The organism is Arthrobacter sp. Soil_C_49, from assembly GCF_057656635.1.
Genome location: NZ_JBDGJZ010000002.1, coordinates 395,143 through 408,105, shown reverse-complemented (window position 1 = coordinate 408,105; position 12,963 = coordinate 395,143). Strand labels below are relative to the sequence as shown.

Here is a 12,963-nt window from a genome sequence, read left to right as displayed (position 1 = left end):
GTCGTCTCTCATCGCTGGCGGCTCTTCGGATCAAGGGCGTCGCGCACCGCGTCGCCCAGCATGATGAAGCTGAGCACCGTGATGGACAGTGCCGCGGCCGGGAACAGCATGATTTCCGGCCTGGTTCGGATGGATGCCTGGGCCCCGGCAATGTCATTGCCCCAGGACATAATGCTCTGCGGCAGGCCGATGCCAAGGAAGGACAGCGTTGCCTCAGCGACAATGAAGACACCCAGTTCCAGGGTTGCCAGGACAATGATCGGCGCAAGCGCGTTCGGCAGCACATGCCGGACCAGCGCGCCGAATTTGGAAACGCCCAGTGCACGGGCAGCGGTGACGAAGTCTGAGTTGCGGACTTCGATGACGGCACCGCGGGTGATGCGGGCCATCTGCGGCCACGCGAGGAGCGAGATCACAAAGACCACGGTCCAGACGCTTTTGTTCTCGCGGAAAAACGGCAACTGGGTGATGACCAGCGCGCCGAGGATCAGCGGCAGGGCAAAGAAGATGTCGCCCAGGCGGGCCAGTACGGCGTCGATCCAGCCACCGTAGTAGCCGGCGAGGGCACCGAAGGTGACCCCGATGACCAGCACGCACAGCACCGAGAGGACACCCACGGACATGGACGCCTGGGTGCCGTGGATGACGCGGGAGTAGATGTCGCAGCCCTGGAACGTGAAGCCGAAGGGGTGCCCGGCCGTGGGGCCGCCCTCTGAATTCGCCAGTTCGCAGCCTTCATTGGGGGCAACGGAGGTGAACAGGCCGGGGAACAGTGCCACCACGGTCAGGGCCAGGATCAGCAGCGCCGAAATGATGAACAGCGGACGACGGCGGAGCTTGCGCCACGCGTCCGACCACAGGCTGAGAGGCGCCTGGTCAGTCTTGACGGCATCTGTTGCCAACAGCGGGGTTTCCTCGATGGGCGCCACGAAGTGGCTGTTATTACTGGTCATAGCGGATCCTCGGGTCAAGCCAGGCATACAGGAGATCAACAAGCAGGTTGGCTACCACGAACACCAGCACCAGCACGCTGACGATGGAGACAATGGTGGGTCCTTCGCTGCGAAGGACTGCCTGGTAGAGCTTGTTGCCCACGCCGGGAACGTTGAAGATGCCTTCGGTGACGATGGCGCCGCCCATAAGGCCACCCAGGTTGGCCCCGAGGTAGGTCACCACGGGGATCAGCGAGTTGCGCAGGATGTGGGCCAGAACCACCCGCGGCCGTGAGAGGCCCTTGGCGGTGGCGGTCCGGACGTAGTCGGCGTTCATGTTTTCGCTGACCGAAGTACGGGTCAGGCGGAGCACGTAGGCAAAGGACACGAGTCCCAAAACCACTGCCGGCAGCAGCAGGCTGCCCCAGTCGGCATTGGCGCCGACCGTCGGTTTTGCCCATCCCAGTTGCACGCCGAAGACGAGCTGGAACACGAAGCCGAGGACGAACGTGGGAACTGCGATGACCACCAGGGACGCCACGAGGACGGTGGAGTCGAACCAACCGCCGCGGCGGAGGCCGGCGAAAACGCCGAAGGCCACGCCGAACACGGCCTGGATGGCCAGCGCTTCAATCGCCAGCATGGCGGTCACAGGGAACACCCGGGCGAGGGCGGCAGCGATGGGCTGGCCGGTGAAGTCGTTGCCCAGGTTGAAGGTGAACAGGTTTTTCAGGAACAGCCCGTACTGGACCCAGAAGGGTTCGTCGAGGTGGTACTGGCTCCGCAGGGTGTCGATAACAGCCTGCGGAGGCTGGCGCTCACCGAACAGCGCGGCGATGGGGTCGCCGGGAAGGGCGAACACCATGTAATAGACCAAAAGGGTGGTGCCGAGGAAAACAGGGATCACCTGTAGGAGCCGGCGCAGAATGAAGCGGACCACGGGATCACCAGCCTTCCGGTTGGGAAGAATGCAGGTTCATTGGTGCCTTCCTGCCGTTGCAAGCCAATGGGGGCCCGGCCGTGACCGGACCCCCAAAGTGCCTGGCGGCAAGTTAGATCTGGGACTACTTGGCAGTGATGTTGTAGTAGAGAATGCCGCCGTTCCAGCCGGTTTCGGCCTTCACAACGTTATTGCTCCATACGATCGGGCGTGCCTGATCCCAGAGCGGCAGGACGGGCAGGTCCTCGAAGAGGACTTCCTGCGCTTCGTTGAACTTGGCGTTGGCTTCCTCGGTGGACTTCGAGGCCAGGCCTTCCTTGAGGAGCTTGTCGAACTCGGGGTTCGAGTACTTCTCGTAGTTTGCCGATGCCCCCGTGGCCAGGATGGGTCCCAGGAAGTTGTAGAGCGACGGGTAGTCGCCCTGCCAGCCGGCGCGGGTCAGGCCGGGCAGTTGCTGGGACTTGCGCAGGTTCAGTACTTCGGCGAACTTGGCGAACGGCTGGATTTCAGCCTGGATGCCGAGGTTGTTCTTGAAGCCGTTGGCAACAGCATCGATCCATTCCTTGTTGCCGCCGTCGGTGTTGGAGGCAATCTGGAGCGGCTTGGAGTTGTCGTAGGGCTGGATCTTCTCAGCCTGGGTCCACAGGTCCTTGGCCTTGGCGGCGTCAAACTTGAGGACTTCGCTGCCCTTGAGGCCTTCTTTGAAGCCGTCAATGACCGGCGGGACGAAGGCCTTGGCCGGGGTGCGGGTTCCGTTGAAGACCACCTTGGCGATCTCCTCGCGGTTGATCGCGTAGGAAAGCGCCTGGCGGCGGAGCTTGCCGGCTTCACCCTGGAAGTTCGGGTTGTAGTCCGGGATGTTCAGGGTGGAGTTGGTGGCAACGGGCTTGGTGGCGTTGCGGTCCGGGAAGTCCGAAACGTAGGTCTTCAGTGCGTTGGACGGAAGAACGTCCGTGATATCAAGGTTGTCGGACTGCAGGTCGGTGTAAGCCGGGCCCGGATCCGTGTAGAACTTGAAGGTCACGCCGCCGTTCTTGGACTCGCGGGGACCGCTGTAGTCAGGGTTCTTGACGAGGGCGATGGACTGGTCGTGTACCCAGGCGCCCTCTTTCTCGAACTTGTACGGGCCGTTGCCCACCGGGTTCTCGCCGAAGGACTTCGGGTCCGCCAGTGCGGCCGAGGGGAGCGGGAAGAACGCGGAGTAACCCAGGCGCAGCGACCAGTCAGCCTCGGGCTGGGCCAGCTTCACCGTGATGGTGGAGTCATCGGTGGCGACCAGGCCGGACATCGTTTCGGCGGTGGGCGCCGGGGTGGTGGTGGTCTTGCCGTCGGCCGACTTCTCGGTGGTTACTGCGGACACTTCCTCGTACCCTGCAATGGATTCGAAGAAGAAGCCGTTGTTCTGCAGGTTCTTCGAGTTGGCCGCGAAGTTCCAGGAATCAACAAACGTCTTGGCGGTGATCGCTTCGCCGTTGGTGAACTTGGCGCCCTGCTTGACCTTGATGGTCCAGTTCTGGGCGTCGGCAGATTCGATGGATTCCGCGAGTGCGTTGACGGGCTTGCCGTCGGCGTCGTAGGTCCGCAGGCCTTCGAAGAGGAGCTCGACCACACGGCCGCCATAAACTTCATTGGTGTTTGCCGGCAGCAACGGGTTTTGTGGTTCGTTGCTGTAAGCGGTGATGACCTTGTTCGGGTCGCCGGCAGATTCGCTGGCACCGTCATTGCTGCCGCCTCCAGCGCCGCAGCCGGTCAGGGCAAGCGCGGCGATTGCCACGATGCCCAGTGCTTTGGAAGTGCGCGTAAAACGCATTCCGCCTCCTATGAGTTGTGGGAGAAAACGAGGGGAATCTTTGTGCTTCCCCGCAGGCGAGACCCAGCGATGGACTGTGACGCAACCTACATATACGAGTAGCCTAACTGCACGAAGTCCAGATACTGGTACTCCGTTGCCAAACCGTGACCGGCCCACTCCGGGGACTTAGCCGGTCAACGGAAGTTGTGCAAGTCACATGCTACTCGCCGGTAGACTTATCGGCGAATCGAAGTGTGAGGCCCGCCACCGCAGCGCGTAAAGCGGTTGCCGCGTCTTTAGGCCAGGCGCCAGTCCCAGACGTTCCACCACACGCCGAGCGGTCCCGGACTTGGCTTCACGCCGGTGACACGGGCGCTGTACGCGGTGGTTCCGACGGTCTGGTAGAGGGGCAGACCGTAGGCGTTCTCCCACACCTGTTTGTCGATGTCAGCCAGGAGTTCGTCCTGTTTGGCCAGGTCTGTGGTGCCAGTGAGCTGTTCCATCACTTTGTCTGCATCGCCATCGGAGAATCCGTTGAAGTTGCTGCCCGCACCGGTGCGGAAAATCTGCGGAACACGGCTGACTCCCACGCCGGTGCCGATCCAGCCGAGTAAAGCTGCGTCATAGCCGCCGCCCCCCAGGGCCTTCGCCCAGTCGGCGTTCCCTTGCCCCGCGTCCACCACTTGGAACCCGGCCAGCGCTGCGGAGTCCCGGATCAGGGCAAAAGCCTTGGCCCGGTTGGGATTGTCGCGGTTGTACAGGATGCGGACGGTGGGAGTTTGGCCGTCCAGGAGCGTTTTCGCACCGTCGATGTCAACCTCTGAGTAATCCCCGGAGCCGTTGTTCTTCACGGTGTCCTCGTACTTGGGCTGTCCCGGGAGGAACACGTGCGAGTCCAGGGGCTTGGCGTCCGGCAGCAGGTCGCCTATAACGGCGTCAACAATGGCCTGCCGCGGCACTGCCTTGAGGAACGCCTTACGGACGTCCTCGTCCGCGAAGGGACCGGAAAAGCTCAGGTCCAGGTGGTCATAGCCGGATTGGCTGTAGCGGTCCACGGTATTGCCCTGCCCGGCCAATCCCGCCAGGAGGCTGTCCGTTTCGGTGGAGGGCTGGGGCGAAATGATGTCGGCCTGCCCGTTCCGAAGGGCATCCACAGCGGCAGGCACACCGCCGGTGAACCGGACGTTGATTTCATCCAGCCAGGGCTCCTGGCCCCAGGTGTAGTCCCGGTTGCGGACGAGCCTCATGGAGGATTCGGGGACGATGTCCCGGACGATATAGGGGCCGCTGGAGAGATAAACCGACGGGTCCGCGGGAAGTGATTTGGTGTCGAACCCGGAGTTCCAGAAGTCACCCACCTGCTTCAGGGCAGTGTTGACAGCGGGCTTCTCCACGTCGCCGCGGGGTGAGTCGTTGATCAGGTCGATGAGGTCTTCCTCATCATTCAAACCGCTTTTTGCCGCCACCACGTGGGCCGGCAGGCCGACGTCGAACGCCACCTCCCAGTCCGCGTACGGCACGGCGTACTCAAGGGTGATCGAGCGCCCGTCCTCCCCCAATTCAGGGAGGACGGTGCCTGCCAGGCCGCTGGTGTCAGAGGCAGTGGAGAAGTACGTGGTTCCTGTTCCGGCCCCTGGTTCGGCGTCGTTGAAATAGCCTGAACCGGCGGCCCAGCTCAACAGGAGGTCGCCGGCGTCGATCGCCTCGCCGTCGGACCATTTCACGCCTTCGTTGACCGTGTACTTCACTTTCAACGGATTGTCGGAGACCTTTTCGAACCGCCCGAACTTTTCGTTCCGCACCACTTTGGAGGCATCGTCAAGATAGTAGAAACCCGAATGGGTGATGGCGCCGATCTTAGAGTTGATGTCGGTGTTGCCGTCAGTGCTGTAGGGATTGAACGACGAGAATGCGTTGACTTCGGCGACGGTGACGCTCCCGCCGCGTTTGGCCTCCCCCACCACAACCGGCGTGGTGCCGCCACCGCCCGAGCAGCCCGAAAGCACCAGGGCAGCAGCTGCCGCCGCGGTGATGAACTGCATCAGACGCCTGACCGGCATGCCGCCTCCTTGTTTTGCTTTGCCCGGGCGGTCCAGCCGGAATCACCGGGAGCCCTTGTAGTCAGGATAAGGTCCCCGGCGAACCCACCAGAAGCTGAAGCGAACGTACCCTATATACGCGCCACCTGCGGTGGCGAAACACTCAAACGTTGAAGCGGAATTCCACCACGTCGCCGTCTGCCATGACGTATTCTTTGCCTTCGATCCTGACCTTGCCCCGCGATTTGGCCTCGGCCATGGACCCGGCTTCGATGAGGTCGTCGAAAGAGACCACTTCGGCCTTGATGAACCCGCGCTGGAAGTCGCTGTGGATGACACCGGCGGCCTGGGGTGCCGTGTCGCCGCGGTGGATGGTCCAGGCGCGTGCTTCCTTGGGACCGGCCGTGAGGTAGGTCTGCAGCCCCAACGTGTGGAAGCCAACCCGCGCCAGCTGATCCAGCCCGGATTCGTCCTGGCCGTTCATCTCCAGCATTTCGCGGGCTTCTTCCTCGTCCAGTTCCACGAGGTCGGCCTCCAGCTTGGCATCCAGGAAGATGCAGTCGGCCGGGGCCACGAGGGCCCGCAGCTCTTCCTGCTTCTCCGGGCTGCCGAGGATTCCTTCATCGGCATTGAAGACGTAGATGAAAGGCTTGGCCGTGAGCAGGCTGAGCTCTTTGAGGTGCTCCATCTCGAGCTTGTCGCTCTTGATGGACGAAAAGATGGTGTCGCCGCGCTCGAGCACTTTCTGCGCTGCCAGGATGGCGTTCAGCTCCGCTGCCTCGCGCTTTTTGATCTTGACTTCTTTTTCGATGCGCGGGATGGCTTTTTCAATGGTCTGCAGGTCCGCGAGGATCAGCTCGGTGTTAATGGTTTCCATGTCCGACCGGGGATCCACCTTCCCGTCAACGTGGATCACGTCGGGGTCGTCGAACACACGCACCACCTGGGCGATGGCTTCCGCTTCGCGGATGTTGGCCAGGAACTGGTTTCCCAGGCCTTCGCCCTCGCTGGCGCCCTTGACGATGCCTGCGATGTCCACAAAGGACACGGCCGCGGGCAGGACGCGCTGGGAACCGAAGAGTTCGCCGAGCTGCTGGAGCCGCGGATCCGGCAGGCTGACAACGCCCACATTGGGCTCGATGGTGGCGAACGGGTAGTTCGCTGCCAGCACCTGGTTGCGGGTCAGTGCGTTGAAGAGGGTTGATTTGCCGACGTTGGGCAGTCCGACGATGCCAATAGTAAGTGCCACGAGCATTGATTCTACCCGCAGCGGGCATCCTGCCGGTTCGCGGCGGCAGCGTGAAATGTCGCTTCCGCAAAATGTCACAGCCCCGTGCGACAGTGGGCACATGGATGCATTCGCGTTGATTCTGGCTTTGTTCATGCTGTTACTGGGCGCCCTCGCGGGCGCTGCGGCCACGTGGTTTGCGCTGCGGAAAAGCAGCCGTGCCGTGGAGGAGGACTTCGATGCCGTCTCGTCCCGGCTTTCGGAGGTCAGTGCACAGTTCGCAGCGGCCGACGCCGAACGGCGGCTTTTGGCGGCACAGAACCGGGAGCTCGGGGAATCACGGTCCCAGGACGGCAGCGTGCTGCGTGCCCTTGCGCCCGTGGCGGAGAAGCTGACTGCAGTGCAGCAGCAGGTGGCCCTGCTGGAACGCGACCGGCTGGAACAGTACGGCCAGCTCGCCCAGCAACTGCAGGAAGCCCGGCTTTCGGACGAGCAGCTGATCCGATCCACCCATGCCCTCGAATCTGCCCTGCGGTCCAACAGTGCCCGCGGCCAGTGGGGCGAGGTCCAGCTGCGGCGCGTGGTGGAGGCCTCCGGAATGCTGCGCCACGTGGACTTCATCGAACAGGTCCACAGCAGCGGCAGCGAGTCGTCGGTACGTCCCGACCTGGTAGTGCAGCTTCCCGGCGACAAGCAGCTGGTGGTCGACGCCAAGGTCCCGCTGTCCTCTTACCTCGAGGCCCAGGAACTGGGGACGCAGGACTCCCGGACAGGCCTGTCCGGAGCAGTTTCCGGCCCCGGGCACCGCTCGCAGCAAACGCTCCTGGCCGCGCACGCGAAGGCGTTGCGGGCCCACGTGGACGCGCTGGGCAATAAGAAGTATTGGGACATTCCGGGCAACTCGCCGGAGCTGGTGATCTGCTTTATCCCGGCCGAGTCCATCCTCGCGGCAGCACTGACGGCCGACGCCGAACTCCTGGACCATGCCCTGTCCCGGAACGTGGTCCTGGCCTCGCCCAGTACCCTGCTTGCTGTGCTGAAGTCCGTTGCCTTCACCTGGCGGCAGGACGTCCTGACGGACAGTGCCCGCGAACTGTTTGAGCTCGCCCGGCAGCTGTACGACCGGATGGGTACCCTGGGCGAGAACGTCAGCAAGCTGGGGTCCTCGCTAAAGACCTCCGTGGACCGCTACAACTCAATGGTGGGCACGCTGGAGGCCCGGATCCTGCCCACGGCACGCAAACTGAACACCCTTGAGGAATCCGGTTTGGCCACACCCCCCGTGGTGGAGGTGACGCCGCGGGCGCTGGCTGCCCCCGAACTGCAAAGCGAGGACGAGGCCGCCTAAAAACGCGCAGTAAAAGGAGCGGGCCCGGCAGCAACAGCTGCCAGGCCCGCTCCTTTTACATGTTCAGCTGCGGTGTCAGCTGCGCGACTTACGGCCGCCCAGGGCGCGGCTGACGTCGCCGGCGTCCTTGAGCGTGGCCCGGAGCTCCTTGGGCAGTGAGAAAAGGAGGTCCTCTTCGGCTGTGACCACTTCCTCCACCGAGCCGTAGCCGTAGTCGGCCAGGAGCCGCAGCACGTCCTGGACCAGCACCTCGGGAACCGAGGCACCGGAGGTAACGCCCACGGTTGCGACGCCCTCAAACCAGGATTCATCGACTTCATTGGCGAAATCGACCCGGTAGGAGGCCTTCGCCCCGTATTCGAGGGCCACCTCCACCAGCCGCACCGAGTTGGAGGAGTTAGCCGAGCCCACCACGATCACCAGGTCCGCCTGCGGCGAGATTTTCTTGATGGCCACCTGTCGGTTGGTGGTGGCATAGCAGATGTCGTCGCTGGGCGGATCCTGCAGCGTGGGGAACCGGTCCTTCAGCAGCCGGACAGTTTCCATGGTCTCGTCAACGCTGAGCGTTGTCTGTGAAAGCCAGATGACCTTCTCCGGGTCCCGCACTGTCACCTTGTCCACTTCGTGCGGACCATTGATGATCTGGATGTGTTCCGGAGCCTCGCCCGAGGTGCCTTCGACTTCCTCGTGGCCGTCGTGGCCGATCAGCAGGATGTCGAAATCGTCCTTGGCGAACCGGACAGCTTCCTTGTGCACCTTCGTAACCAGCGGGCAGGTGGCATCGATGGTGCGCAGGCCGCGGTCTTCGGCTGACTGGACTACGGCTGGCGATACTCCATGGGCTGAAAAAATCACCAGGGCGCCTTCAGGCACTTCGTCCGTTTCGTCGACGAAGATGGCACCCTTTTCCTCGAGCGAGCTCACCACATGGACGTTGTGCACAATCTGCTTGCGCACGTACACCGGCGGGCCGTAGTGTTCCAGGGCCTTCTCGACGGCGATGACGGCGCGGTCCACGCCGGCACAGTATCCACGAGGAGCAGCGAGCAGCACCTTCTTGGTTCCGGATACGGGAGCTGCAGCAGCTACTTCCTCAGGAGAGCGGCGCCTACGCGGAATGGTGGGCATCGAAAGGGAAACAGCTGAGGGGGTCATTACTCCATGCTACCGGTTTGCCCGCGCCCGCCTTTGCGGTATGAGCCCCGCCACAACCCCAACCAGCACCAGTACTCCGCCCGTAATTGCCGTGGCCACTGTCCAGCCCTGGAAGTCGGCGGAGGCAGCGGCAACGAACGCGTCCCTGAACATGTTGGCCACCTCGCTTCCGCTGTCCCTGGCCAGCACCGCGGCCGATGCCAGCTGCGAGCCCACCGCCCAGACGGCGGCCAGCACGAGGGCACCGGCCCCGGCACCCACGAGTACGGTCCAGCGCCGGCGGGCCGCCACCAGGGCCAGAAGCAAGGCCACCGCCGCTCCCCCGGCCAGCAGGTACCCGGCCGGTGCGTAGGTCCGCAAGCGTTCCGTCCATTCCTTCTGCTCCGGCTGCCCGACATTGATCAGGGTCTGGTCCGGAGGGTCTAGGGGGAGCCGGGTGGTGCGCGAGATTTCCTCAGCGCCCAGGGCCACCAGCGGCGCCACGTCCAGGGTCAGGGATGAGGCGGATGCCGTCTCACCGGCTTCTGCTTCCGGCGCCGCGAAACTGAGGCGGTGGCTTCTCCGCAGCGTCTCTTCCCAGGCCGCCGGATAACCTGGAAGACCGGTCATCGAACCGGCGGCGTCCTCCAGCGCCGGCCGCACCAGGTCCTCGAGGAAGCCGGGAACAGCACTGGTATCGATTGTTCCGACCGCCGCCGCGGCGAGGCCCTGCTGGAACCCGGAGTCCGTTCCCAGCGGGGCAGCCAACTCAACAAAACCCTGCTCCTGGACGATGTTGCGGTCCAGCCAGATGGCAGGGACTGCCACGGCGGCAAGCAGTATGGCCAGCAGGGTGGCGAGGGCGGAAACAAAAGTGCGCACAGCAGATCCTTCGGGTCGACGGCGGTCAACCCATCCTAGGCGGGCATGCTGGCCGGATACTGTCAGTCCCGGATGGTAGAGCTTATGGATATGGTTGAATGACCGCCGCACAACAGACGAAGGACCCCATGCCCTCAGCTCCAGCCCCGCAAGGGAGCCCGCATGTCTGAACAGGCTTCGCTTCCCGTGCCCGGCCAGCAACTGGCTGCGCCCACCACCCTTCCGGCGACTGCAGCGGAAACCAGCCCGGACAACCCGTGGCCCCTCCAGCTGCTGTCGCAGAAACTGAAGGCCCACATCGACCGCACGCCGTCAGCCTGGGTGGAAGGGCAGGTTATTGAACTGAACCGGCGCGGCAGCAACGCGTACCTCACCCTGCGCGATGTCGACGCCGAAGTATCCCTCCCCGCTTCCGTCTGGACCAAGGTGCTGGAGCGCCAAGACCTGCCCCTGGAACGCGGGTCCCGGGTAGTGGCCCTGCTGAAGCCTGAGTTCTGGCTGAAGACCGGACGGCTGAACATGCTGGTCCGGGACATCCGTCCGGTTGGCCTGGGTGACCTGCTGGCCAGGATCGAGCGGCTGCGCCAGGCGCTCTCCGCCGAGGGGCTCTTCGCCGACTCACGCAAGAAGCCGCTGCCCCTGCTGCCCCACCGCATCGGCCTCATCACCGGACGGGACTCCGACGCCAAAAAAGACATCCTCCGGAACGCCGCCCTGCGCTGGCCCGCCGTCGAGTTCGAAATCCGGGAAGTGGCCGTCCAGGGGAACACCGCCGTAGCCCAGGTGGTCCGCGCCCTGCGGGAGCTGGACGCCCGCCCGGAAGTGGACGTTATTGTCATCGCCCGCGGCGGGGGCGCACTCGAAGACCTCCTGCCGTTCAACAGCGAGGAACTGGTCCGCGCCGTAGCTGCCGCCGCCACTCCGGTGGTGAGCGCCATCGGCCACGAGGCGGACCGGCCACTGCTCGACGACGTCGCCGACCTTCGCGCGTCCACCCCCACTGACGCGGCCAAGCGGATCGTGCCGGAAGTCTCCGAAGAGCTGGCCGGTGTGCGGCAGGCCAGGGAGCAGCTGCGCCGGTGCATGGAGCGCCTGGTGGACAGGGAAGCCGACCGCCTGGCGTCCCTGCATTCACGGCCGGTACTGGCCGCCCCGGTAGGACTGGTGACTGTCCGTTCCGAAGAGATCGAACGGCTGCTCCGCCGGTCCTCCGCCGCGGTAAGTTCCACGGTGGTCCGTGCCGCAGACCAACTGGAGCACCTCAAAGCCCAGGTCCGCGCCCTCTCACCGCAGAAAACCCTTGACCGGGGATACGCCGTCGTCGAACTTGCCGATCCCCGCGCCGCGGCGCTCAACAGTGCAGGACACGCCGTGGTGCGCCGCCCTGCCGAAGCTCCGGCAGGAACATCCCTGTCCGTCCGCGTGGCCGAAGGCCGCTTCGGCGCAACGTCCACCGGAACGCTCGAACCCGCGGGAACACTTCACCAGCATCAACCCGAAACCGGAGAACCCAATGACTGAGCCAACGCCAGGAAACGACGTCGCAGCGCTGAGCTATGAGGAAGCACGCGAGCAGCTCATCGCTGTGGTGGGCAGGCTCGAAGCGGGAGGTGCGAGCCTGGAGGAATCCCTCGCACTGTGGGAGCGGGGCGAGGCGCTGGCCACGCGCTGCGAGGAATGGCTGGAAGGTGCACGGAAGCGACTGGCCGCGGCCCGTGACCAGCCCATGTAGAAACAGCGTGCCCGAAGCGCCACGCCTGTAAGCCTCAGGACCTAAGGATCAGCTCCCGCTCGGTGTTGACGTCGAACTCGGCCTTGGGCCACTCGAGGTCCAGGCCGGCAAGGGCGCCCAGCAGCAGCTGCTGCACGGCGATCCGCGCGTACCACTTCTTGTTGGCCGGGACCACGTGCCAGGGCGCATCCGGAGTGCTGGTTTCATCAATGGCCGCCTGGTACGCATTCATGTAGTCCTCCCAGAACGCGCGCTCGTCGAGGTCGCCCCGGTTGTATTTCCAGTGCTTCGCCGGGTTGTCGAGCCGGGCCAGCAGCCGGGCTTTTTGCTCCTCCCCGCTGATGTAGAGCATGACCTTCACCAGCTTGGTCCCCGAGTCCATGAGCCGGGTCTCGAACTCGTTGATGGCAACGTACCGGCGTTTGATCTCGTCAGGACTGGCCCAGCCGTGGACGCGGTGGATCAGCACGTCCTCATAGTGGGACCGGTCAAAAACTCCCACCATGCCGGCGGCCGGCACTTCCTTCTCGATCCGCCAGAGGAAATCGTAGGACTTCTCCTCGTCCGTGGGAGCCTTAAACGCCTTGAACTGGACGCCCTGGGGATCCATGGCCGCCATAACGTGCTTGACGATTCCGCCCTTGCCGGCGGTGTCCATGGCCTGGAGGATCAGCAGGATCCGCTTGCGGCCGCCGAACCGGGCTTCGGCGAACAGCTTTTCCTGCAGTTCGGCAAGCTCGTCATCCATGGTGGCGAGCAACGCCTTACCGTCCTCTTTGCCGCCGCTGTAGCCCGGCGTGGAGTCGGGATCCACGCCAGCAAGGGAGAACCCCTCCCCTGCCCGAAGGGTCTCTGAGGGGTGCTTGTCGAACTGGACTGCGCCGGCCATGGGGAATCCTTTCCGCGAAGGTTCACGGGTCCGAAGCGCCCGTGAAC

11 protein-coding genes are annotated in these 12,963 nt (G+C 64.1%); 3 read left to right on the top strand and 8 right to left on the bottom strand.

Annotated elements, in window-relative coordinates; genetic code table 11:
- Positions 1 to 8: 8 nt before the first annotated feature.
- The 5 genes from AC3A4Z_RS05275 to ychF form a co-directional block, all read right to left on the bottom strand.
- The gene (locus tag AC3A4Z_RS05275; RefSeq protein ID WP_493969930.1) at positions 9 to 953 is read right to left on the bottom strand and encodes an ABC transporter permease subunit; all 945 of its coding nucleotides are present in this window, start codon (positions 951 to 953) and stop codon (positions 9 to 11) included.
- Positions 943 to 1,872 (bottom strand): ABC transporter permease, encoded by a 930-nt coding sequence (locus tag AC3A4Z_RS05270; protein ID WP_455834912.1) that lies wholly within the window; start codon positions 1,870 to 1,872, stop codon positions 943 to 945. The genes AC3A4Z_RS05275 and AC3A4Z_RS05270 overlap by 11 nt, the downstream gene beginning before the upstream one ends.
- 124 nt (positions 1,873 to 1,996) lie before the next feature.
- Entirely contained in the window at positions 1,997 to 3,682 is a 1,686-nt protein-coding gene (locus tag AC3A4Z_RS05265) for a peptide ABC transporter substrate-binding protein (protein ID WP_498710554.1), read from the bottom strand.
- A 278-nt stretch (positions 3,683 to 3,960) separates the two neighbouring features.
- A complete protein-coding gene (locus AC3A4Z_RS05260) occupies positions 3,961 to 5,724 on the bottom strand; it encodes an ABC transporter family substrate-binding protein (protein WP_498710552.1) in 1,764 nt (587 codons plus the stop codon).
- Positions 5,725 to 5,866: 142 nt separating this feature from the next.
- Entirely contained in the window at positions 5,867 to 6,952 is a 1,086-nt protein-coding gene (ychF, locus tag AC3A4Z_RS05255; protein WP_307609344.1) for a redox-regulated ATPase YchF, read from the bottom strand.
- Positions 6,953 to 7,052: 100 nt separating this feature from the next.
- Between ychF and AC3A4Z_RS05250 the strand changes: the two genes are divergently transcribed.
- Positions 7,053 to 8,279, top strand: a complete 1,227-nt coding sequence (locus AC3A4Z_RS05250) for a DNA recombination protein RmuC (protein WP_498710549.1) — start codon at positions 7,053 to 7,055, stop codon at positions 8,277 to 8,279.
- A gap of 75 nt (positions 8,280 to 8,354) precedes the next feature.
- Here the strand turns inward: AC3A4Z_RS05250 and AC3A4Z_RS05245 are convergent, their stop codons facing one another.
- Both AC3A4Z_RS05245 and AC3A4Z_RS05240 read right to left on the bottom strand, forming a co-directional pair.
- Positions 8,355 to 9,434, bottom strand: a complete 1,080-nt coding sequence (locus AC3A4Z_RS05245) for a 4-hydroxy-3-methylbut-2-enyl diphosphate reductase (RefSeq protein WP_498710548.1) — start codon at positions 9,432 to 9,434, stop codon at positions 8,355 to 8,357.
- A 9-nt stretch (positions 9,435 to 9,443) separates the two neighbouring features.
- Positions 9,444 to 10,295 carry a hypothetical protein gene (locus AC3A4Z_RS05240; RefSeq protein ID WP_498710546.1) on the bottom strand — a complete coding sequence of 284 codons (852 nt, stop codon included), beginning with the start codon at positions 10,293 to 10,295 and terminating at the stop codon, positions 9,444 to 9,446.
- 162 nt (positions 10,296 to 10,457) lie between these two features.
- On the opposite strand from AC3A4Z_RS05240, the gene xseA reads away from it, so the two are divergent.
- Both xseA and AC3A4Z_RS05230 read left to right on the top strand, forming a co-directional pair.
- Positions 10,458 to 11,816, top strand: a complete 1,359-nt coding sequence (gene xseA, locus AC3A4Z_RS05235) for an exodeoxyribonuclease VII large subunit (RefSeq protein ID WP_498710544.1) — start codon at positions 10,458 to 10,460, stop codon at positions 11,814 to 11,816.
- Positions 11,809 to 12,027, top strand: a complete 219-nt coding sequence (locus tag AC3A4Z_RS05230; RefSeq protein ID WP_493969922.1) for an exodeoxyribonuclease VII small subunit — start codon at positions 11,809 to 11,811, stop codon at positions 12,025 to 12,027. Before xseA ends, AC3A4Z_RS05230 begins: the two co-directional genes overlap by 8 nt.
- Positions 12,028 to 12,061: 34 nt before the next feature.
- Here AC3A4Z_RS05230 and AC3A4Z_RS05225 read toward each other — a convergent pair whose 3' ends face one another.
- Complete coding sequence (locus tag AC3A4Z_RS05225; RefSeq protein ID WP_498710541.1) at positions 12,062 to 12,916, bottom strand: PPK2 family polyphosphate kinase; 855 nt, start codon at positions 12,914 to 12,916, stop codon at positions 12,062 to 12,064.
- Between the last annotated feature and the right edge of the window lie 47 nt (positions 12,917 to 12,963).

Coding starts and splice junctions, on each gene's coding strand:
- AC3A4Z_RS05275 (WP_493969930.1), bottom strand. CDS start 953: ATGACCAGTAATAACAGCCACTTCGTGGCGCCCATCGAGGAAACCCCG.
- AC3A4Z_RS05265 (WP_498710554.1), bottom strand. CDS start 3,682: ATGCGTTTTACGCGCACTTCCAAAGCACTGGGCATCGTGGCAATCGCC.
- AC3A4Z_RS05260 (WP_498710552.1), bottom strand. CDS start 5,724: ATGCCGGTCAGGCGTCTGATGCAGTTCATCACCGCGGCGGCAGCTGCT.
- AC3A4Z_RS05250 (WP_498710549.1), top strand. CDS start 7,053: ATGGATGCATTCGCGTTGATTCTGGCTTTGTTCATGCTGTTACTGGGC.
- AC3A4Z_RS05245 (WP_498710548.1), bottom strand. CDS start 9,434: ATGACCCCCTCAGCTGTTTCCCTTTCGATGCCCACCATTCCGCGTAGG.
- xseA (WP_498710544.1), top strand. CDS start 10,458: ATGTCTGAACAGGCTTCGCTTCCCGTGCCCGGCCAGCAACTGGCTGCG.
- AC3A4Z_RS05230 (WP_493969922.1), top strand. CDS start 11,809: ATGACTGAGCCAACGCCAGGAAACGACGTCGCAGCGCTGAGCTATGAG.
- AC3A4Z_RS05225 (WP_498710541.1), bottom strand. CDS start 12,916: ATGGCCGGCGCAGTCCAGTTCGACAAGCACCCCTCAGAGACCCTTCGG.